Annotated in this window: 19 protein-coding genes and 1 tRNA gene; 14 read left to right on the forward strand and 6 right to left on the reverse strand. The window is 70.4% G+C overall.

What is annotated here, in order from left to right; translation table 11 throughout:
• Positions 1-31: 31 nt before the first annotated feature.
• From KBX00_RS23640 to KBX00_RS23660, 5 genes are read left to right on the forward strand one after another with little or no spacing between them, the layout of a single operon-like run.
• Positions 32-1,246, forward strand: coding sequence for a glycosyltransferase (locus KBX00_RS23640; protein WP_301548481.1), 1,215 nt, complete (start codon positions 32-34; stop codon positions 1,244-1,246).
• A 58-nt stretch (positions 1,247-1,304) separates the two neighbouring features.
• Complete coding sequence (locus KBX00_RS23645; RefSeq protein ID WP_210830256.1) at positions 1,305-2,459, forward strand: glycosyltransferase; 1,155 nt, start codon at positions 1,305-1,307, stop codon at positions 2,457-2,459.
• Positions 2,456-3,529: a glycosyltransferase gene (locus KBX00_RS23650; RefSeq protein ID WP_210830257.1), complete on the forward strand. Its 1,074-nt coding sequence runs from the start codon at positions 2,456-2,458 to the stop codon at positions 3,527-3,529. Before KBX00_RS23645 ends, KBX00_RS23650 begins: the two co-directional genes overlap by 4 nt.
• Positions 3,530-3,546: 17 nt before the next feature.
• Entirely contained in the window at positions 3,547-4,611 is a 1,065-nt protein-coding gene (locus KBX00_RS23655) for a glycosyltransferase family 4 protein (RefSeq protein ID WP_210830258.1), read from the forward strand.
• Positions 4,608-6,110: a flippase gene (locus KBX00_RS23660; protein WP_210830259.1), complete on the forward strand. Its 1,503-nt coding sequence runs from the start codon at positions 4,608-4,610 to the stop codon at positions 6,108-6,110. Before KBX00_RS23655 ends, KBX00_RS23660 begins: the two co-directional genes overlap by 4 nt.
• A 20-nt stretch (positions 6,111-6,130) precedes the next feature.
• Here KBX00_RS23660 and KBX00_RS23665 read toward each other — a convergent pair whose 3' ends face one another.
• Positions 6,131-7,831 (reverse strand): hypothetical protein, encoded by a 1,701-nt coding sequence (locus KBX00_RS23665; RefSeq protein WP_210830260.1) that lies wholly within the window; start codon positions 7,829-7,831, stop codon positions 6,131-6,133.
• Between the two features lie 616 nt (positions 7,832-8,447).
• On the opposite strand from KBX00_RS23665, the gene KBX00_RS29720 reads away from it, so the two are divergent.
• The 3 genes from KBX00_RS29720 to KBX00_RS29725 all read left to right on the forward strand — a co-directional run bounded on the left by KBX00_RS29720 (position 8,448) and on the right by KBX00_RS29725 (position 11,810).
• Positions 8,448-9,929 carry an O-antigen ligase family protein gene (locus tag KBX00_RS29720; protein WP_210830261.1) on the forward strand — a complete coding sequence of 494 codons (1,482 nt, stop codon included), beginning with the start codon at positions 8,448-8,450 and terminating at the stop codon, positions 9,927-9,929.
• Positions 9,930-9,996: 67 nt separating this feature from the next.
• A complete protein-coding gene (locus tag KBX00_RS23675) occupies positions 9,997-10,845 on the forward strand; it encodes a glycosyltransferase family 2 protein (RefSeq protein WP_210830262.1) in 849 nt (282 codons plus the stop codon).
• 104 nt (positions 10,846-10,949) lie between these two features.
• Positions 10,950-11,810, forward strand: a complete 861-nt coding sequence (locus KBX00_RS29725; protein ID WP_210830263.1) for a glycosyltransferase family 4 protein — start codon at positions 10,950-10,952, stop codon at positions 11,808-11,810.
• 33 nt (positions 11,811-11,843) lie between these two features.
• Here KBX00_RS29725 and KBX00_RS23685 read toward each other — a convergent pair whose 3' ends face one another.
• Positions 11,844-13,274 (reverse strand): sugar transferase, encoded by a 1,431-nt coding sequence (locus tag KBX00_RS23685; protein WP_210830264.1) that lies wholly within the window; start codon positions 13,272-13,274, stop codon positions 11,844-11,846.
• A 110-nt stretch (positions 13,275-13,384) separates the two neighbouring features.
• Entirely contained in the window at positions 13,385-14,479 is a 1,095-nt protein-coding gene (locus KBX00_RS23690) for an LCP family protein (RefSeq protein ID WP_210830265.1), read from the reverse strand.
• 394 nt (positions 14,480-14,873) lie between these two features.
• Between KBX00_RS23690 and KBX00_RS23700 the strand changes: the two genes are divergently transcribed.
• The 3 genes from KBX00_RS23700 (at position 14,874) to KBX00_RS23710 (ending at position 17,167) form a co-directional block, all read left to right on the forward strand.
• Positions 14,874-15,692, forward strand: coding sequence for an MOSC domain-containing protein (locus KBX00_RS23700; protein ID WP_210830280.1), 819 nt, complete (start codon positions 14,874-14,876; stop codon positions 15,690-15,692).
• Positions 15,693-15,793: 101 nt separating this feature from the next.
• Positions 15,794-16,099 (forward strand): hypothetical protein, encoded by a 306-nt coding sequence (locus KBX00_RS23705; protein WP_210830266.1) that lies wholly within the window; start codon positions 15,794-15,796, stop codon positions 16,097-16,099.
• Between the two features lie 54 nt (positions 16,100-16,153).
• Positions 16,154-17,167, forward strand: coding sequence for an expansin EXLX1 family cellulose-binding protein (locus KBX00_RS23710; protein WP_307869061.1), 1,014 nt, complete (start codon positions 16,154-16,156; stop codon positions 17,165-17,167).
• A gap of 92 nt (positions 17,168-17,259) precedes the next feature.
• Here the strand turns inward: KBX00_RS23710 and KBX00_RS23715 are convergent, their stop codons facing one another.
• The 3 genes from KBX00_RS23715 to bcp form a co-directional block, all read right to left on the reverse strand.
• Positions 17,260-17,808: a GNAT family N-acetyltransferase gene (locus tag KBX00_RS23715; RefSeq protein WP_210830282.1), complete on the reverse strand. Its 549-nt coding sequence runs from the start codon at positions 17,806-17,808 to the stop codon at positions 17,260-17,262.
• Positions 17,809-17,876: 68 nt separating this feature from the next.
• Positions 17,877-17,960, reverse strand: a tRNA-Leu gene (locus tag KBX00_RS23720).
• Between the two features lie 133 nt (positions 17,961-18,093).
• Complete coding sequence (gene bcp, locus KBX00_RS23725) at positions 18,094-18,570, reverse strand: thioredoxin-dependent thiol peroxidase (RefSeq protein ID WP_210830267.1); 477 nt, start codon at positions 18,568-18,570, stop codon at positions 18,094-18,096.
• Positions 18,571-18,720: 150 nt separating this feature from the next.
• On the opposite strand from bcp, the gene KBX00_RS23730 reads away from it, so the two are divergent.
• The 3 genes from KBX00_RS23730 to cbiQ are packed head-to-tail and all read left to right on the forward strand — an operon-like array spanning position 18,721 to position 20,596.
• A complete protein-coding gene (locus KBX00_RS23730) occupies positions 18,721-19,437 on the forward strand; it encodes an energy-coupling factor ABC transporter permease (RefSeq protein ID WP_210830268.1) in 717 nt (238 codons plus the stop codon).
• Positions 19,434-19,820: a PDGLE domain-containing protein gene (locus KBX00_RS23735; RefSeq protein WP_210830269.1), complete on the forward strand. Its 387-nt coding sequence runs from the start codon at positions 19,434-19,436 to the stop codon at positions 19,818-19,820. The genes KBX00_RS23730 and KBX00_RS23735 overlap by 4 nt, the downstream gene beginning before the upstream one ends.
• A 5-nt stretch (positions 19,821-19,825) precedes the next feature.
• Positions 19,826-20,596 (forward strand): cobalt ECF transporter T component CbiQ, encoded by a 771-nt coding sequence (cbiQ, locus tag KBX00_RS23740; protein WP_210830283.1) that lies wholly within the window; start codon positions 19,826-19,828, stop codon positions 20,594-20,596.
• The last annotated feature ends 4 nt before the right edge of the window (positions 20,597-20,600 follow it).

A 20,600-nucleotide genomic window follows, 5' to 3' on the forward strand; every position in this document is an offset into this window, starting at 1 on the left:
GGCTCAGAGCACTGCGAGCGGGAGTTGACCTATGGTGACGGCCTCCGTGCCGGAGCAGTCCCGGCTCGGTGACGGGTCGGTGGCGGACGTGCTGATGTTGGGCACGGCCGAGTGGGACTCCCCGATCGCGACCAATCAGCATTACGTCGCGCGCGAGCTCGCCCACACCACCCGGGTGACATTCGTCGAGTCACTGGGTCTACGCCGGCCAAGGCTGCGGCGCGACGATGTGGTCCGGATGGCGTCGAGGGCCCGCCGGGCGTTCGGCGGCGGGAACGCGGCCCCGGCTCACCGGCCCCGGCCACCCGGCGCGCAGATCGTCTCGCCGCTGGTGCTGCCGGTGCACCGGGCACCGACATTTCCGGTCAACCGGGCGCTGCTGCGCCGAGCCACCAGTGACTGGCTGGCGGCCCCCCGGCCGCGCGTCCTCTGGACTTTCACCCCGGTCACGTACGGGCTGGAGGCGTCGGCGGACGTCGTGATCTATCACTGTGTGGACCTGCTGGCAACCTTCCCCGGGGTGGACGCTGTGGCGGTAGGCCGTGGCGAGCGGTCCCTGTCGTCGCGGACCGCCGTCGCCATCGCCACCAGCACGGCCGTGCGGGAACACCTCGCCGCCGTCGGCTTTCCCCGGATCGAGCTGCTGCCGAATGTCGCGGACGTGTCGGTATTCACGGCGGCGAGCCGGCCGGTGGCCGAGCGCCGTCCCGCCGTGCTCTTCTCCGGCAACCTCACCGTCCACAAGCTCGACCCGAGGCTGCTCGAGTCGGTCGCCACCGCCCTGCGCGGCCGGGGGGAGATGCTGCTGGCCGGACCGCTCGCCGCCGGTGGCGGCAGCTTCGACAGCGAGATGCGGCGTCTCGAGGAGTTGGGTGCCCGCCATCTCGGTGTCCTCACCCCCGCGCGGTTGGCCGAGATAGCCGGTACGTGCGCCGTCGGACTCATCCCATATGCGATAAACGATTACACGCGGGGCGTGAGTCCGCTGAAGTGCTTCGAATACCTCTCCTCCGGTCTGGCGGTACTCAGCACCGGCCTGCCGTCGGTGCGGGAGCTCGCCGAGACGAATCCGCACGTCACGGTCGCCGACGTCGGTGACTTCGCAGCCCGTGTGGTGAAGTTGCTCGACCCGGTGAGCAACACCGTGGTGACGGACCGGATGGCGAGCGCGGCGGAGCAGGGCTGGGAGGGCCGTGGCGCGGTGCTGCGCGCGCTGCTGGAGAGCGAGCTGGGCCGGGCCCGATAGCGGGCCATGAGCAACGATCGCCGGCCGCGCCGCGGTCGCAAACGGGGGTGTCGGGGGGATGAGTCGGGTTCTGGTGGTCAGTGTCGAACCGCCCTGGCCGGCACAGCACGGCGGGCGGATCCGTACTGCCCGGGTGGCCGAGGCGCTGAGCCGTCACGTCGAGGTGCTGGTCACCTTTCCCGACCACGGCCGGCGCGACTCTGAGCCTCCGGTCGCGACTCGCGCGCTGCCCTGGTCGCCGCCACCGGCGCTACGCACCCGCGCGTCGGGTCGACCGCACCTGGGCGGGCACTATCTGGTGCCCGTGGCCGGGGCCCTAGACGCGCTGTGCGACGAGTTCCGTCCCGACGCGGTCTACTGGTCGCACTCCTATCTGGCGGCGTGGGCCCCTCCGGCGTCCCGACGTCTCGCGAGCGTCGTCGAGTTCGCCAACATCGAGAGCCGGCGCCTGCGGACCCTGGTGGCGTCGGCTCGCGGATGGCAACGAATAGCCCGCCGTGCCGAGGCGGTCAAGGCCGGCCACTGGGAGCCACGGCTCGCCGCACGGGCGGCCCTCTGCGTCGCACTCTCCCGGCCAGATCTGGATGTGCTGCGAGGCTGGACGCGCGACGTCGTTCTCGCCCCCAACGGCGTTGACGTCTTGCCCTACCACCCCTCACCGCCGGACGGGTACGTGCTCGCGCTGGCGTCGTACGACTACGAACCGAACGTGCTGGCGCTCCGGGCGTTGGTGCGGGACGTCTGGCCGTTGGCTCGGGCGGAATTTCCCGAGGCGCGGCTGGTGGTCGCCGGCCGGCGTAGCGAGGCGCTGACTGCCGAACTTGGCGCCGTCCCCGGCGTTGCCGTGCTCGGCACTCTCGACGACGTGTCGGAGGTCTACGCCGCGGCCGCGTTCACCGTCGCGCCCGCGACGATCGGCGGGGGCGCGCAGCTCAAGCTGACCGAGTCGATGTCGCGGGGGCGCAGCGTCGTGATGAGTCCGTTCGCGGCTCGGGGCCTTCCCGATCCGATCCGGAAGGCCGACGCCTACTGGGTTGGCGACGATCCGCGCTCTTTCGCGAAGGCGGTCGTCGAGGCCCTTCGGAACGTGCCCGCACGGCACGCGCGTGAGCGCACCGGGTGGCAGCACTGCGAGGCGCTCGGCTGGCCCCGGACGGTCGGCGAGCTGATCGACTCCGTGACCGCCATCGCCGGTCGGACGTCGGCGCCGTGATCCGCCGGGTCCACCTCGTCGAGTCGGGCGGACGGGGCGGTGTCTTCAACCACAGCGTCGAGGTCGCCGCCGGCCTGGTGGAACTCGGTGTGGACGTCGTCGTGCATACCGCCGACGACTGCGAGGCGGCGCCCGCCTCGGTGCCACTGTGCCGGTGCGTCACCTGGCACCGCGCCTCGTCCAGCCGACTGATCCGGCAGGCGAGGACCTCGGCACGGTATCTCCTGCGCACGTTGCCGCACCTGCAGGGTGTGATCAACGCCGAGGATGTGGTCCACATCCAGGGCAGTTTCGCGCTGACCCCAGAGCTGATCTCGGTTGCCCGGCGCCGCGCCGCGACCGTGGTCGTCAGCCCGCACAACACTTTCACCCGGTCCAACGCCCGCGGTGCGGGCCGTGCGCTGCGCAGCGCACTGGAGGACGCTGACCGGGTCCTCGTCTACTCGGACGCCGACCGGCGGAGGTTGCACGACCAGGGGGTGCCGGACGTCGCCCGGGTACCCCTGGTGCAGTGGATCCCACCCGCGGATCCGGCCCTCGTGGCCGGCTGGCGCGCGAAGCTGACGCCGGACGGAGCCAGACTCGCCCTCCTGGCGGGCCAGGTCCGCGCCGACAAGAACCCCGAGCTCTTCGTCCGGGCACTGGCCGGACTGCCCGCCTGGCGGGCCGCGGTGGTCGGCGAGGACCTCGGGGTGGGCCGGCAGATCGACGCACTGATCGCACGGACCAGGGCGGCGGTGACCACCGTCTACCGCTATCTGGACGTCGACGACTTCACCGCGCTGGTCGCCGCCGCCGATGTCGTCGTGGCGCCGTACGAGGTCGCCAGCCAGTCGGGTGTCCTGGCGGTGGCGGCCGGGCTCGGTGTGCCGACGGCGGTGGTGCCGTGCGGCGGTCTCGCCGAGTTGGCCACCGCCGTCGCCCGGGACAACAGCGCCTCGGCGGTACGCGAAGCCGTCCTCGCCGCCTACGACGCCGGGGCGGAACCGGTCGACACGGCGGACGCAGCCGGCCGCTTCCTACACGAGTACACCGTCGCCCAGCAGTGCCGGGCCAAGGGCCGGAAGTGAGGCGTGCCTTGTCAACGATGACCGTTACGGTGGTCTCCGTATCGGACACCGCAGGTGGCGCCGAGGCGCACACCGTCGCGCTCGGGCAGGGGATGCGGCAGCGCGGGCACCGCACCCTGTTGTACGGCCGGTGCCCGGGTTGGGAGGAGCACGGCCTCGACCGACGGGAGATCGCGCTCGGGCCGAAGTGGTCGAGGCGGACGATGGTCACCGGAATGGCGCGGGTGCCCTTCGAGCGACGCCGGACCCGGGAGATCGCCGATTCATCGATCTACTATCTACAGTTCAAGCGGGAACAGATCGCGTTGACGGCCCCGTTGGCCCGCCGGGCCCCGGTGGTCTGGACCGAGCACGGACGATGGATGGGCGGGGCGGCCGGTCGACTGCTTCTCGCGGGTTACGCTCGCGCCGCCGAGCATGTCGCTCGGGTGGTCTGCGTCAGTGAGGCGGTGGCCGCCGACCTGGCGCCGGTGATCGGGCGCGACAAGCTGGTCGTGGTCCCCAACGCGATCGACACCCGGCGTTACGCCACCCCGTCGGCCGAGACCCGGGCGGTGCTGCGCGAGCGCCTGCTTCCGAGCCGGTTCCAGCACCGGCGGATTGCCATCCTCGCCGCCCGGCTGCACCGCGCCAAGCGACACGACCGGGCGATCAGGGCGGCGCTGACCAGCGGTAGCGTCCTGATCGTCGTCGGCGACGGACCGGACCGGGAGCGGCTGGAACGGCTCGGCGCGAGCAGCGCGGACGTGCATTTCACCGGCCACCGGGATGATGTGCCCGATCTTCTCGCGGCCGCCGACTTCTACCTCTACTGCGGGGCGGAGACCGATGGCACCCCCACCTGCGTCCTCGAAGCCGCCGCCAGCGGGCTGCCGATCGTGGCCTTCCGTGGCGACCCCGGCACCGAGCTGGTGCGCCGCTGCGGTGGCCTGGTGATCGGTGAACCGACGGAGCTGACGCCCGGGAAAGCGGCAACGCTGCTGGTCGGGCGGGGTGGCGTCGTGGCCTACGTCGAGCGGCAACACGGCCGGGAGCCCTGGTTGGACGCGTACGAGCAGGTTTTCGCGGAGTGCCTCCGATGAGTTCGCCCGGGCCCACCACGACCGAGCCGGGAGAACGCGACACCCCGCCTGCCCCCGGCGCGGCCGGTGAGGTGGTGGGTACGGCGGGCTCGCGGTCGGCCCGCGGACTCAGCACGGCCACGGCCGTCTCCCTCGGGTTGCGGCTCGTCGGCATGGCCGTTGGCATGGCGACCACGTCCGTGCTAGCTCGCTACCTGAACCCTGACGGGTACGGCGTCTTCGCCCTCGCGCTCACCCTCGGTACGGCGGCGGCGCAGGTCGCCGACATGGGCACCACGATCACGGTCAGCTCCCGGATCGCACGGGAGAAGGTGTCGGCGGGTCGCATCCTGACCACGGGTCTGGCCATCCGCACGGCGGTGGCGCTGGTCGCCACGGTGATCCTGCTCGTCGCGGCCGCTCAGGGGCTATTCGGCGAGTCCAGCGGGGTGGTCAGCGTCGTCGCGGTCGCCACACCGCTGTCCGCGGCGTCCATCCTCACCGCCGGGGCGACCGCCCGGTTCCGTCCAGAGGTATCCGCCATCCTCGCGCTCGTCCAGGGCGTCCTGTGGCTGATCGCGGTCGTCGTCATCGCCCGGACCAACGGCGACGTGCTACTCCTCGCCTGGTTCTTCGTGGCCGTCGTGGCGCTGCAGACCGGTATCGGCGTGATGATCAACCGTAGGCTGGTGCCCCTCGGTCGGCCGTCCTGGACGGAGGCCGGCAGGATCCTCGCGCTGAGCTGGCCGCTCGCCGTCAGCTCGCTCGCGGTCATGGTCTACTACCGCCTCGGCTCGGTGGTCCTGTTCCATCTCCAGGGTGCCGCCGAGGTCGGCTACTACTCAGCGGCCTACAAGTTCCTCGATGTCGCCCAGCTCGGCCCGGCCATGCTGGTGGCTCCACTACTGCCGATCGTGGCGACCAGCATGTCCATGAACGGTCACCGCCGAAACGTGGTCTTCAGTCTGGCGACGCGCACCGGGACGGTGGTCGGCGTCGGTAGCGCGGTCATGCTGGTCGCACTCGCTCCTGTCCTCGTCGCGCTCCTCTACGGCGAGGACTACGGCCCGGCGGTGCGGCCGCTGATGCTGCTGGCCGTGGCCTTCGTTGGTGTCACCCTCGGCTACGTCGGCACGACGATCTGCTCGGCGCTGGGCGTCGTACGGCCGATCGCGGTGTTGACCGTCTCGGTGGCGGTGGTCAACCTCGCGGCCCAGTTCTGGGCGTGTGCCCGTTGGGGAGCGACCGGCGCGGCGGCTGTTGCGGCGGTCACGGAGTTGATCATCGGCCTCTCGACCTGTCTGTTGGCCGCTCGTGCGATGACGTCGCGGCTGCCCCTGCGCGAGGTGGCGAGCGTAGCGTTTGCCGGAGCCGCCACGATCGGTCTGCTGTGGCTGGTCGACCTCCCGTGGCCGATCGAGGCGGCGCTGGCCGGTGGCCTGTTCGGCGCCGCGGTGCTGGTCTCGCAGGCGCTCACCATGGCGGATCTCACCCGGGTACTGTCCCGCAAGGCGCTGTGAGCACGGCCGCCACCGCCGCGTCAGTAGGTGGCGCCGGTGTTGAGGTTGCGCCAGGTCAGGTCCGTGCACACCACCGGACCAGCCCCGCACGGCAGCCCGTCGTTCGTGTTCGTCGCCGAGCTGCCCTCCGCCCGGACGAGCCTGCTGACGTCAACGGCCAGCTCCAGCACGTACGAGGTGACGGAGCCGCCGGACCCGACCGCGACCCCCTGCGCGCCGGGGGCGACGCGCAGCGCGTTGCCGCGCACCACCGCCGCTCCCGAGCTGCGTACCCTCGCGATCCCGCCGGTGGTGTCCTCGGCGGTGACATGGGACAGCAACAGGTCGGTGCGGGTGTTCAGGTCGGCCAGCCAGGCTTTCCCCGTGGTCCGAGCACCACTGATGGTCACCCGAGGCAACGTGTGGGTGGCAGCGGTGGCGGCGATCAGGCCACCGCCGCGTCCGATGATCGCCGTGTCCGACAGGCTCGCCTGCCGTACCGTGGCGCTCGCCGCCCACTCGGGAAGTTTCAGCAGGTAGCTGTCGCCGGGGATGACTGCTTCGACGCCCTCGATGGTCAGATCGTCGACGGCACCGGCGATCCGCAGGACGGTGGCGCCGGCAGCCGACGCGGCGATGGTCAGACGGCCCATCCGGAGCTGTTGGAGTCGTGCTGTGGGCTCAACGCTCAGCAGGGGACCGGCGCCGAGATGAGCGACCTCCACGTCCTCGACGGCGAGTTCCTCGACGGTTGCGGCGGTCAGCGGTGCGACCCGCACCACCGCCCCGTCCGCCTCCGAATCGGCGAAGGTGAGCCCCCGGAGCTGGACCCGGCCGACGCTCGACCCGTTGAGGAAGACCACGTGCCGACCGGGGACGGTGGTGGCGGCGACTTGCTCCACCGTCAACTCGTCGACGCGGCCGCCGGTGGTACGCCATTCGGCGGTGTCGTCGCCGATCCAGATGACATTGTTGTGTGCGAGGCCGGCCACGCCGCGCACGGTGGTACGTAGCGCGGCGGTGTCCGGTGAGCCGCCGAGCACCTTGACCAGCGCCGCAGCCGAGACCACGTCGATGTCCTCGATGAGAGTGTCGGTGACCGGGCCCGAGACGTCGTCGTACGACTGCCAGTCCCGCGGTGTGATGGCGACCGTGTCGTCACCGGTCACTCCCCGGATGGCGATGACCCTGGTCCGCGCGGCCGGACCCTGGATGTGCACACCGTCGGACCGCACCTCGAACTGGATGCGCGTGACGGTCGCATCGGTGACGTCACCGAGCGAGATGGCGTACTTGTCGCCGGAGGTCTTCACCGTCAGCCCCTGCAACACCAGATGGTCCACTCGGCGAAAGCACAGCGTGTGCAGGTCGGTACCGCTGCCACCGACATCGGCGGCGCGGACCCAACTGCCGCCGATCACGGTGATGTTCGCGTCCCGTCCGCCGTCGGTGACCGCCGCGTTGGTGAGGAGGTTGCAGCCGCTGCCCGGCGCTAGGGACACCGTGCAGTTCGACATGACCAGTGTCGTGCCGCGATGCACCACGATTGGCGCGCTGACCTGGTAACTGGCGCCCTTGGGGCCGTGCACGAAACCACCCGCGCCAGCCCAGAGGGCGGCATTGAGTGCCGCCGTGTCATCGCCGCCGGACGGTTCGGGAAGCACGACGCGTGTCGCTCGCGGGGAGTCACCCGCCAGGACCATGCCGCAGGCAACTGCGAGCAGGGCACGACGACTGATCATCTCGGCTCCGAATGGTCGGTGACCTCGGCGGGAGGACGTGCGGCGCTCGCGGTGCGAAGCGGAACACGCGCCGTGGGCATCCTACTGAAACTGACTGGTCGTGGGGCTTGGCGGGCGGAACGTGCGGTAGCGCCCCCCGGCGGGGAGCCTGATACTGTGTGCCGCGGCGGCGGCTGCCCGTGGTGCTCGACCTACCACAGTGCACGGCCGCTGCTCCGGTCACGGTCGCCCTGGTTGGGGTCGTCCCGGGCCTGTCATGGCTAGCGTTCCGGTGTTGTTGTCAGCGGGTTCTGCGCCAGTGAAGGTCGACGGGACCAGGTCACGGGCAAAGGCGGCGATGGGTTCCAGAGGGACTTCGACTGGTTCGGGCACTGATACCGACGTCCAGCCGTGCCGTCGGCCCGCGGGCGGTTCCGCATCCGCCGAGAATGCGGGGATCAGACCGCACCCGATACTCCGCGGATGGCGTCCTCTCGCCGCGACCGCCCGGCATCCGCTCACGTGGGCGTCCTGGACGGGTGCCGCGTTCTCCGCCGCGTACCTCGCGTGGACCCTGCCCTCGCCCGTCGGGATCCTCCTCGCGGTCGTGCTTCCGCTCCTCGTGCTCCGGTTCCCCGTGGCCGGCATCCTGCTGGTGGCGCTGCTCGCCCAGGAGATCAAGCCGAATGGGCGCTTCGGGGAGCTGACCACCTTCGGTCACCAACTGCTGATCAGTTCCGGGAAGATTCCGGCCATTCTGCCGCTCGCGTTGACGGCTGCGTTGGCAGCCGTCGCACGATGGTGGCCTGCACAGCCCGCTCGGCTCCGTTCTCTCCGGGGGGTGCTGCTCGGCCTCGCCGTTGCCCTCGTCGTCGTGGCCACCACCGCCGGCCTGATCCACGGGCAGTCGCTCTTCTCTGCCGTCAACCAGAACGCTCGCCCCTTTGTCCTGCTGGTCCTGGGGCTTGTCATCGGGATGAGTCTGCGGTGGCTACCGGACGACCGTAAGTTGCTCCCGGTCACGGTCGGAGTGGCCCTGACCCTCCTGCTCGTCGCGGCAGCCGTCGCCATCCCGTTCGGCGAGATCGCCGATGAACGGCTCAGCGCCTATTTCGTTTACTACGATTCGGCGTTGCCCGCGATAGCGGCGGCAGTCTTCATCGGCCTACTCGGGGACACCGGTTGGCGTTGGGACTGGCAGCACATGAGCGTGGCCGTCGCGGCGCCGCTGCTGATCGTCATCAGCTTCCGCCGCAGCGTGTGGCTCGCGGCGCTGGTGGTCGTCGTCGCCGCGCTCGTGGTTGCCTGGTCGCGGTGGCGGTGGATCCTTCAGCGGCTCGCCTTCGCCGGCCTCACGGTGGCGGTTGTGGTGTTCGCCGCACCGGGCCTCGCCGCCGATGTCGGTCTCCGCAGTACCGGAAGCTTCGAGGTCGGGGACAGCGGGACGGCTCCGACCAACGATCCGTCTCCGACGGGTGACCGCCCTAAGGCCAGTGCGCCCGCCACGGCCAGTGCGCCCGCCACAGCCAACGGAGCGACCGCAACCAGTTCCGCATCCACGACGACTCGGCCGGACCCGGCCGGCGGTCCGGCCGCATCCGCGGCTGCACCGCCACCGAGTGGACAGGCCAACTCGCCCGTGCCTGTCGGTCCGAGCGTGCCGCCATCAGGATCCGGGCCTGCGGGGGTGGAACACCAGACGGCATCGACCGGCGGCCATATCGAGGATCTTCGGATCGGATGGCAGCATGTCCGCGCGAACTTCTGGACCGGGATCGGTCCGCTCGCCCCGCAGATCCCGGGCCTTGCTGCGGCTCAGGCGGAGCGCATCTACGTGCACAACCAACTGTTGCAGGACTGGCTCCGGTACGGCCCTGCCGCGCCGTTGCTCGTCGTCCTGTTCTTCCTGGTCGCGGGCATAGCGGGGCTCGCCCGTCTGCGCGATCCCGGTAGCGACGTCGTCGCTCGCACGGCGGCCGCGTTCTGCCTGGTGATGCCGGTGTGTTTCATGACTGCACCGTTCCTGTCCGAGACGAGCCGGTGGCCACTGGTGGCCGGCCTGGCTGCCGGCATACTCGCCATCCGGGCGGGATCTGCCACCGACCCGAGTGGAGATTGATCGGGAGGTCATGGTGACGGGTGTGCCGCAGAACCCGGTCGGGGCGGAGGATTCGAGCCTGGGCCCAGTGTCCGTGGTCGTTCCCACCCGCAACAGGAGCGACCTTGCCCACGCGAGGGCGCGTTGGGCGCTGGCGCAGCCGGTTGTGCGGGAGGTGATCTTCGTGGTCGACGGGAGCACGGACGACACCGCGGCCCGGCTACAGCGCCTCGCTTGCGACGACGCCCGGCTGCGCGTCCTCGTCAATGAGCGCAGCGTCGGCCCACCCCGCGCCAGGAACACTGGGATCCGGGCCGTGAACTCGGAGTGGGTGCTCCTCATCGACGATGACGATGTGCCGAGCGAGAATCTGATCGTTGAGCTACTCCGGACAGCGCAAGAGGCGAGCGCGGATGTCGTCGGTGTGCCCTGGTTCAACCTGAGCGAGATGGGGAGCATCGAGGAGGTGATCTCGCAGGCGCCGCGTGCACCCGGTGGGCCGCAACTGGATCGACCTGGGCTCTTTCCTGAGGCGTCCTGGACACAGTGCGTGTGGATGCCGGCAAACGCGCTGTTCCGGCGGTCTGTCTTCGAAACGGTTGGGTACGACGAGGCGTACACGGGCAACTTCTACCGTGAGGAGACGGACCTGTACGTTACAGCGGCGCGGGCTGGTTACCGGGTTGTGGTGACTGACCGGGGCTACACCTATGCCCGATCCCGCCTCGGCGGCGGCATCGACAGGAAGTCGAAGTTCCGGTACGAGTTTTCGGTGCTCCGCAACAACTGGTACTTCCTGCGCAAGCACGGTGCCTGGCTACGTGAGCAAGGATTGATCCGCGGGCCAGGTCGTGAACAGGCATCGCTGTTCGCCCGACGGATGACACCACTCGTCCGCGCTGCCTGGCGGCGCTTGTCGGTTCGGCCGCGACGATGAGGATTGCGATCGCCAGTCCGGATCCGGCAAACAACTCGGGTGGCGTCGAGCGGTTCTGCCACACGCTGAGCGAGGTTATCGGAGGACTGGGCGGCACCGCCACCGTGGTCAGCGCCACCGAGGTGGCCAAGCTCCCGCACGATCTGGCCATCACCAATGGAATGGTCAGTGGACGTACGAAGGCCCCGCGAATCCATGTCTACCACGGGTGCTGGGTGGACCACGTACGGTTGGGATGCCGAACCAACGACTACTCCCTGCCATGGAGGACGCAATTCCTGGTCAAGGGAGCAGCCAAGGAGATCTGGTCGGGTATCAACGCGTACCGGGTCGCGGTCTCCGAACCGACGGCCGCCGAATTGGCGCGGTGGTACCGGCTGCGGGTTCACCGGGTGATTCCGAACGGCGTCGACATCTCGATGTTCGCCATCGGCGACCGCGACACGGCCCGCAAGCAGGTGCAGGTCGATGCCGCCGAGCGGCTTGCGCTCTTCATCGGACGCGCGGAGGCGCGCAAGCGACCGGACATAGCGGTAGCCGCCGCGTCCCGCGCCGGCTACCGCCTGTTGAGCGCGGGCTCGGGCTCGGTCGCCGGCGCGACCAGCCTTGGCGTCTTGTCGCCGATGGAGTTGAGAACCTGGATCCAGGCGGTGGACTGCGTGCTCGCGCCGAGCGACTACGAGGCATGCTCGCTGGCCATCTTGGAGGCGATGGCCACCGGCGCGGCCGTGGTCACGACGCGGGTGGGTTACGTGCGCTCGTTGGTCGCCCAGGTGCCGGCGTACGGTGAACTCACCGCATCGGCCGGCGACCTGGACGAGTTCGTCCGGGCGCTGAGGCTGCTTCCATCCCGGCAGCGAGCGGTCGCCGAGGCCACCGCGTTCGTCCGGGCGGAGAACAGCCTCGAACGCTTTGCCCGGCACTGGTCCACGGCTATCGAGGAGGCACTGGCGCGAAGGGCATAGCCGACGCACGACGGCTGCTCAGCTGGTCTGCCGTCAGCGGCCGCCACCGCGAAGGACTTCCGCGACCGTACGCAACAGGACCTTGATGTCGAGCCAGAGCGACCAGTTTTCGATGTAGTAGTTGTCGAACCGCGCGCGGTCGGAGATCGGCGTGTCCCCGCGCAGGCCGCTGACCTGTGCGAGCCCGGTGAGGCCGACGGGCACCCGGTGGCGCGCCGCATAGGTCGGGTACTCCGCGGAGAACTTCTCGACGAAGTACGGCCGCTCCGGCCGTGGTCCGACCACGCTCATGTCGCCGCGGAGAACGTTCCACAGTTGAGGCAACTCGTCCAACGACGTGCGCCGCATGAACCGCCCGATTGGCCCGACTCGGCGGTCGTGCGCGATCGACCAGTTGGTCTGCGACTCCTGTTCGTCCAGCGGGCGCATGGTCCGGAACTTGATGACCTTGAAGGGCTTGCCGTACCGGCCGATCCGCTCCTGGTGGAAGAAGATGCCGCGACCCCCATCGATGAAGGTCGCGACGGCGCAGAGCAGTAGCAGCGGGGCCAGCAGGATCAGTGCCACCGTGGCGAACGTCAGGTCGGAGGCCCGCTTGACGGCCCAGCGTGGACCGGAGAGGGTGATGTCGCTGATCTTGATGATCGGGATGGCGCCGATGTGGTCCGGGTATCCACCCTGTGTGCCGGAGCCCCACAGCCGCGGCACCGCCCAGAGATCGCAGCGGGAGCTGCGGGGTAGCAGCAGAGTCTCCATCAGCGCGGACTCGGGGCAGCTCGGGTCTGCGATGACCAGGACCTCGCACTCCAGCAGCCGTACGAGCTGTTCGAGGTCATCGAGAGTGCCGCTCAGCGGTACGGCGTCGGCGTCCGGTCGAGTTGGCGCGTCGACGCAACCGACGAACCGTAGGCCGTACTGCGGATAGCGGCGCAGCAGCCGGGCGAGTTCGAGGCCGATGGGCCCGCTGCCGATGACGATGGCGTTGTGCTCCACCCACCGCTGCTTGCGTACGAGGATGATCAGCGTCCGGCTGAGTGCCCGGCCGGCGATCACCAGCCCCGCCGCGAGCGCGACACCACGAATGAAACCGTCGACGTACTCCACGGAGGAGTGCCGAAGCGCTGCGATGATCGCCACTACGGCGGCGGATGCCAGCAGCCGTCCACACAGGATCGGAAGCTCGTCCAGGAATCCTGCGTGCCGACGGGGCCGGTAAAGTCCACCAGTCCCGAAGATGGCCACCGTGAGGACGGCGTTGGCAAGCGTTCCGCGCCAGTAGGTCTGGCTCACCAGCAAGGGTGTGATCAGCGCGGCGATGTCGATGGGAAGCGTCATCATCCACGCCCGTAACCAGCGCGTGCGCGACGATGCCCGGGATCCCGCGTACGGCAGGACCGCGGTGGTGTCGAGCCCGGCGCGAAGGGCGGCGGGCGCGGTGGTGCTCGTCGCTGGTTGGCTTGTCATGGTGGAGCTCCCCCCGTGGAACCCTCGGTCGCGCTACAAGACTCGAAGAGCGACCGCAGGATACGGTCGGGCTGCATTGACCGCCATCGTGATAATGATCCGTCACCTTCCTACTTGGCGGCGGATTTGATCTCCGGCACCGCGTCGCGACGGACCGCGTCGAAGAGCTTGTCGGCCTTTGCTTTGTCGGCCAGCACGACACTCTCGGTGCCGATGCGGCCCGTTCCCTTGGTCGGGCAGGTGTAGAAGTCGAGGTTCCCGCCCCGGAGGTGGCGCAACTCCATCCCGAGGTCGAGCAGGGACATCGACTCGTCCACCGCCACCGCGTCGGCCGTGGCCCGGACGAAGGAGTTCAGTTTCGACGGGCTGGCCAGCGTGCCCCCGGAGGCGGCCTTGTCCAGGATTGCCTTGATGACCTGCTGCTGGTGCTTGATGCGGGTGAAGTCACCGTCGGCGAAGACGTACCGTTCCCGGGCGTAGTCCAGCGCGGCGGAGCCATCCATGGTCTGCTTTCCCGCGACGAACTCTCGCCGGCCGTCCGGGTTCAGCGAGTGCCGTGAGGTGAAGCCCTTCTCGACGGTGATCTCGATGCCGTCAAGGGCGTCCACTATCTCCTTGAAGCCGGCGAAGTCGACCATCGTCACGTGGTCGATGCGGACTTTGGTGAACGTCTCGACCGTCTGCACCATCAGCGGCACACCGCCCCACGCGTACGCTGCGTTGATCTTCGCGTCCCGGCCTCCCCGGCCCTGCGCGGATCTGGGCACGCTGACCCAGGTGTCCCGGGGGATCGAGATGAGCTGCGCGCTCGACCGGTCGGCGGGCAGGTGCGCCAGGATGATGGTGTCGGTGCGGGAGCCGGAGCTGCTCTCCGGATCCCGGGAGTCGCTGCCCAGGATCATGATGTTCATCGCGTCCTTCGCCACCACCTGGGGGCGCGACTCCTCCGGCACGCCCTCGAAGGCGTCGACCCGCTCGATGCCGGACTCGACGGACCGAAGGTAAAGGCCGCTGGCGAGCATGCCGCCCCCGGCCAGCACCACCAGGACCAGGCAGGTGATCAGCAGGGTTCGCCGCCAGCGGCGCCGTCGCGGCGGGCTTTCAGCCGGATCTGACGGCTGCTGCTCGTCAGCAGACGTGCCAGCCGCTGGTGGCCGATCGAGGAACAGGGTCTCGGTCTCGACGTCCCCGTGGTGTTGGCGCATGGTGGGATGCTACTAATTCTCACTTCGTGCTCGCATTCCCCCTTGCGTTCCATTCGTGTTTCGACGTATGGGTGTACCGGGATACCGTGCCGAACATTGTGGAAGTTCGCGAAACGCTCGAATCCCATTTGTTGCCCCGACGTTTCCCGAGGTCTGTTAGAAGGCAGCGGTGGATGCCGTCAAGGTGCGTCGGGCGATCGCCCGTACCCGCCTGGCCCCCGTCGCCGCCTTTCCGAAACGCCTGGTCGCGGTCGCCCGGCACGACGACAAAGTGCTGCATACCTCGGCCCGCTGGCCGCCCGCCGTGCTGCTGTGCAACGCCGCCGAGCGGCACCCGAGACGCCGGCGAACCACTGGTACCCGGGCGACGGCATCGGCGTGGCATGGTGGCCGGGTGCGGTTGAGCGGGATCACCACCTATCCGGTCAAGGGTTGCCGTGGTCTTGTGCACGGTGCGGCCGACGTCCGACCGTGGGGGCTGGAGGACGACCGACGCTGGATGCTTGTCGACGCCGAGGGGATCGGTGTCACCCAGCGCGACGTCACGTCGCTGGTCCGGGTGCATGCCAGCCCCGGCCCCGACGGGCTGCTGCTGCGCGCCGACGGTCATCCCGATCTGGTGGTGCCCGAGCCGGCCGACGTCACCCCGGTGCCGGTGCGGACGTTCCGGCGGCGGGTGCTGCGGGTCGACGCGCTGCCGGCCGGACCGGCCGCCGACGCCTGGTTCGGTGCGGTGCTCGACCGACCGGTCCGGCTGGTCCGACTGGCTCGACCGACCCGGCACATTGCACGCGGCGACCGGAAGTACGACCCTGGGGACCAGGTCAGCTTCGCCGACGCGTACCCGGTGCTGTTGACCAGCACGGCATCGCTGGCGGCGCTCGGCGACTGGCTCGTCGCGGGCGGCGCGCAGCCGGTGCCGATGACCCGCTTCCGGCCCAACCTGGTGCTCGACGACGCCCCTGCCTGGGCGGAGGACGACTGGGCCGGGCGCGGGCTGCGCATCGGCGGCGTCCGCTTCCGCGCCGCCGGCCCGTCGGCCCGCTGCCTGGTCGTCACCACCGACCAGGAGACCGGCGTACGCGGCCGGGAGCCGTTGCGGACCCTCGCCCGGCACCGCAACATCGACCGCAAGATCCTGTTCGGACTCAACCTGGTGCCGCTGGAGGCGGGCCGGGTGCGGCTCGGCGACCCGGTGGAACTGACCGACTGACCAGGTGGACACGGCTCGGCGACGACCGACGGACAGCTCTTGCCGCCGGTCGGCCGGCGGATCGATGATGGCCGAGGCGGACCTCGACCAAGGAGTCTGAGATGTCGGTGATCCATCATCCCCGGGTGGCGTGGGACGCGGCCCGGACGCTGGTCGGGGCGGTACCCGACGACGAGCGTTTCCGCAGCCTCGCCGGTGAGCTGGAACGGCTGCTCGGCGGTGGCGTGGCGCAGCCGCTGCGGGAGACGCGGGACCGGCTGCGCTCGGCCCCCGACGACGGGCGCGACCTGGTCGAGGCCGGAGTGTGGCGGGTCCGGATCGAGGACGCGCTGCGCAGCCACCCGGACGCCGTGGAGCCGCTGCGTCGGCTGACCACCCCCGCGCAGCGGAGATCAAGTTCGTCTTAGCTTTCGCTTAGCTCGCTTGTCCGGGCGGTCGACGCTCCGGCAGCATGTCTGCACGTGACCGACGGAATCGACGGCCTCGCCGGCCAGTCTCCGGCTCGGCGTTCCGCGCCGCGTCGTTGGCTGGTCGGCGGGGCGGTGGCCAGCCTCGCCACGGTCGTCGGGCTCAGCCTCGCGCTCCGCTCCGGCGCCGCACCCGCCTGCGCCGCACCGGCCCGCCCGGCCGTCGGGCTTCCGGCCGCCGGTGCGCTGCTCGCCCCGCCCGCCGCCGGCACCCTCCACAAGGGGAAGGCGACCTTCTACGACTCGAACGGTGCCGGTGGGAACTGCTCCTACCCGGCCGCCCCGGCCGACCGCCGCTACGTCGCGCTCGGCCCCGCCGAGTACGCCGACGGTGCCGCCTGCGGCGGGTACCTGGAGGTGACCGGGCCGAAGGGCACCGTACGGGTGATGGTGATGGACCAGTGCCCCGAGTGCGAGCCCGGTCATCTCGACCTGTCCCGGGAGGCGTTCGCCCGCATCGCGGATCCGGTGCAGGGCATCGTCGACGTCAGCTACCGGTTGGTCGCCGACCCGCCGCTGTCCGGTCCGCTCACCTTCCGGATCAAGGAGGGCGCGTCGCAGTGGTGGTTCGCCGTGCTGGTCGCCGGCCACGGCAACCCGCTGCGTTCGGTCGAGGTGCGTCAGGGCAGTTCGGGGCCGTGGCGAGCGGCCGCGCGGGAGAGCTACAACTACTGGTTGCTCGACTCCGGTGCCGGGCCCGGCCCGTACCAGATCCGGGTCACCGACACCCGGGGACACCGGGCCACCGCCACGGGCATCCGGATGGCGCCGGGCAAGGTGCAGCGCAGCTCCGTCCGGATGTACGGAGGCAGCTCGGCCGGACCGGCCACGGCCACCAGGACACCCGCAGCGCGTGCGAAGCAGTCGCCCAGCGCGTCGACCCGTGCCTCGGCCCGGCCGACACCGTCGGTCGCGGTGACGGCCGACGCGACCGCGTCGGTCGAGCCGACCGGTTTCGAAGCGTTCGCAACCGCGCCGCTCGCCGCGCCGTCGCCCGGCTGCGACTGACGCTGCGCCCCGTCGAGCCTGCACCGGCTGCCGGAGCTTCGACCGGCCGCCCGGGCCTCGACCGGCGGCCGAAGCCGCCCGCTGGGAGCCGGTCAGCTGTTTGTGGGTTCATCCTGCCGGGCTGCCGTCAGGTCGAGCCACATGAGGATCTCGTCGCGGTCGTCGCCGGGGGCGACGCGGATCGCAGCGGGCCAGCGGCCCACCTCGTGGTACCCGAGCCGCCGGTAGAACCGGTCGAGCCCGAACCCGTCTCGCACGGTGACGTGCAACGCCGCCAGTCCGAGGCGGCGCGCCACCCGTTCGGCCTCGCGCATCAGCGCCTCGCCGAAGCCGCGTCCCTGCATGTCGGGGTGCACCATCACCCGGGTGAGCACCCGCAGGTGCGTCTTGAGGTGGAACCGGGGATCGGTGAAGATCGCCATGGCGACCAGCCGATCGCCGTCGTAACCCAGCAGCAACCGGTCCGGCCCGTCCGCGATGGCGGCCAGCGTCGGGTCGGCGATGGTGCGGACCTCCGCGGCGTCGACAGGTGCCACGAAGCCGACCGCGCCGCCGGCGTTCGTCACGTCGACCCACAGCGCGACGATCCGTTCGCGCAGGTCGTCGGTCAGTTCGGGGTCGAGGACGAAGCGCAGACTCACGTCGCTCATCCTGACCCGGTCACCGACCCGGTCGCCCGTGATGGTGACCAGGCCGACAGGCCGATCGGTGCGGGAGAGGGGATTCGAACCCCCACGTCCTCTCGGACACAGGTTCCTAAGACCTGCGCGGCTGCCTGTTACGCCACTCCCGCCGGCCGGGAAAGTCTAGACGGTCGTCGGGGCCGATCGTTCGGTGCGGGCTCTGTCGTGCTGAATCATTTGTGCCATCAGCTCGACAGGCCGGCGGGAGGTCACCACGATCAGCACCACCGCCACGGCGGACGGTCAGTCCAGGCCGAGGTCGCGGCGCAGCTTGGCGACGTGGCCGGTGGCCTTGACGTTGTAGAGCGCCCGCTCGATCCGGCCCTCCTCGTCGATGACGAAGGTGGAGCGGATCACGCCGGTGACCGTCCGGCCGTACATCTGCTTCTCGCCGTACGCGCCGTAGGCGGTCAGCACCGCCTTGTCGACGTCGGCGACAAGCGGAAAGGTGATCGCGTCGCGCTCGCGGAACTTCGCCAGCTTCTCCGGCTTGTCCGGTGAGATGCCCACCACCTCGTATCCGGCGGCCTGCAAGGAGGCCAACGAGTCACGGAAGTCGCAGGCCTGCTTGGTGCACCCGGGCGTCATCGCAGCCGGGTAGGCGTACAACACGACCTTGCGACCGCGCAGGTCGGCCAGGGTTAGCTGCCCGCCGCTGTCGGTGGGCAGGTCGAACCCGGGCGCCGGGTCGCCGGGGGAGAGGCGGTCGGGTGCGGTCATGGCACGACCCTACCGCCGCGCGAAACCGGCTTGCCGGCACGGCACGGTAGACGAGGCGTACGGCACTGTTGCAAGGTATTGGCAACAGCAGCGTGCGGGAAATAGGCTCACCCCTGCCAGCGGGCACGGGTCCGCCGGCAGGGAGGTCACGTGGAAACCCTGGCGATGCACATCTCCAACGGCATCATCAACGGTCCGGTCGCCGCGGTCTTCGCGGCGATCGCACTGGCGGCGATGGCGTACTGCGTCATGCGTGGCCGGCAGGACCTGGACGACCGGCTGGCACCGATGGCCGGCCTGGTCGCCGCGTTCATCTTCGCCGTGCAGATGCTCAACTTTCCGATCTTCACCGCCGGGGTCAGTGGCCACCTGCTCGGCGGTGCGCTCGCCGCGATGCTTGTCGGGCCCTGGGTCGGCGCGCTCTGCGTCGCGGTGGTGCTCGTGGTGCAGGCCCTCGTCTTCGGTGACGGCGGGGTGGCCATGCTCGGGCTCAACATCACCAACATGGCCGTGATCGGCATCGCGGTGGCGTACCTGCTGATCGCGCTGCTGCTGCGGGTGCTGCCCCGCAGCCCGACCGGCTTGGCGGTCACCGCCTTCGTCGCCGCGCTGGTCAGCGTGGTCGTCGCGGCGATGGGCTTCGTGCTGCAGTACCAGCTCGGCGGCACCACCGATCTCGGCGGCAACCTGGCCGGCCTGGCCGGCACCATGGCCGTGTCCCACCTGTTCATCGGCGTCGGCGAAGGGCTGATCACGGCGACCACGGTGGTCACCGTGGCGAAGGTCCGTCCCGACCTGGTGTACGCGCTGCGTGCCCTGAAGCCGGCCGCGCCGGTGACCGTCCCGACCGTCGGAGGTGTTCGGTGAAAAAGTGGGGTTTCCTCGTCGGTGGGCTCCTCGTCGCCCTGCTGCTGGCCGGCGTGGTCAGCAACTTCGCCTCGTCGCATCCGGACGGGCTGGACTCGTCGCTGCGGGAGGGCTGCACCTTCGACGCCGACGACGAGATCACCGGCGGCAGTTGTCCGGCGCAGCAGGAGCGGGAGCACGAGATCGGTGGACCGCTCGCCGACTACGGCATCGCGGGCGTGGACAACGACTTCCTCTCCACCGGGCTCTCCGGCGTGCTGGGCGTGTTGCTGACCTTCGCCGTGGCCGGTGGCGCGTTCTGGCTGGTCCGCCGCCGGCAGCCGGCGGGGGAGAACGCCACCGGGGCGGAGCGCACCGACCCTGCCGCCACGAGCAAGGGGTGACCGAGGTGGGGGCCGGTCACGCCCACCTGCTGTACCGGGCCACCGACTCGCCGGTGCACCGGTTACCGCCGGAGGCCAAGATCGCGGCGATGGTGGCGTTCACCATCGCCGTGGTCGCCACCCCCCGCGAGGCGCTCTGGGCCTTCGGCGCGTACGCCCTGCTGGTCGCGGCCGTCGCGGCGCTGGCCCGGGTGAACGCCCGCTGGCTGCTGCTGCGTTCGACCATCGAGCTGCCGTTCGTGCTCTTCGCCGTCGCCCTGCCGTTCCTCGGCGCGGGCGAGCGGGTCGACGTGGCCGGGCTGCACCTGTCGGTCGACGGTCTCTACGGCGCGTGGAACATCATCGCCAAGGGCACCCTCGGCGTCTGGGCCTCGCTGCTGCTGGCGGCGACCACGAACACCCGTGACCTGATCGTGGGGCTGGACCGGCTGCGCTGCCCGCAGATCCTCACCCAGATCGCCACCTTCATGCTGCGCTACCTCGACGTGCTTGTCGGCGAGGCCCGGCGGATGCGCGTCGCCCGGATCTCCCGGGGCGACGACCCGCGCTTCGTGTGGCAGCTACGTGGCTTCGCCGCCGGTGTCGGGGCGCTGTTCCTGCGTGCCTTCGAGCGCGGCGAGCGGGTCTACCTGGCGATGCTGTCGCGTGGCTACGCCGGTCGGATGCCGACGGTGTGGCAGGGCACCGCGGCGGCGACGACCGGGCAGTGGCTCATCGCGGCCACCGTCCCGGTCCTGGCGGGCACCGTCGCCGCCACGGCCGCCGTCCTGACATGATCGA

This window comes from Micromonospora sp. C95 (genome assembly GCF_018070465.1).
Classification (GTDB): domain Bacteria; phylum Actinomycetota; class Actinomycetes; order Mycobacteriales; family Micromonosporaceae; genus Micromonospora.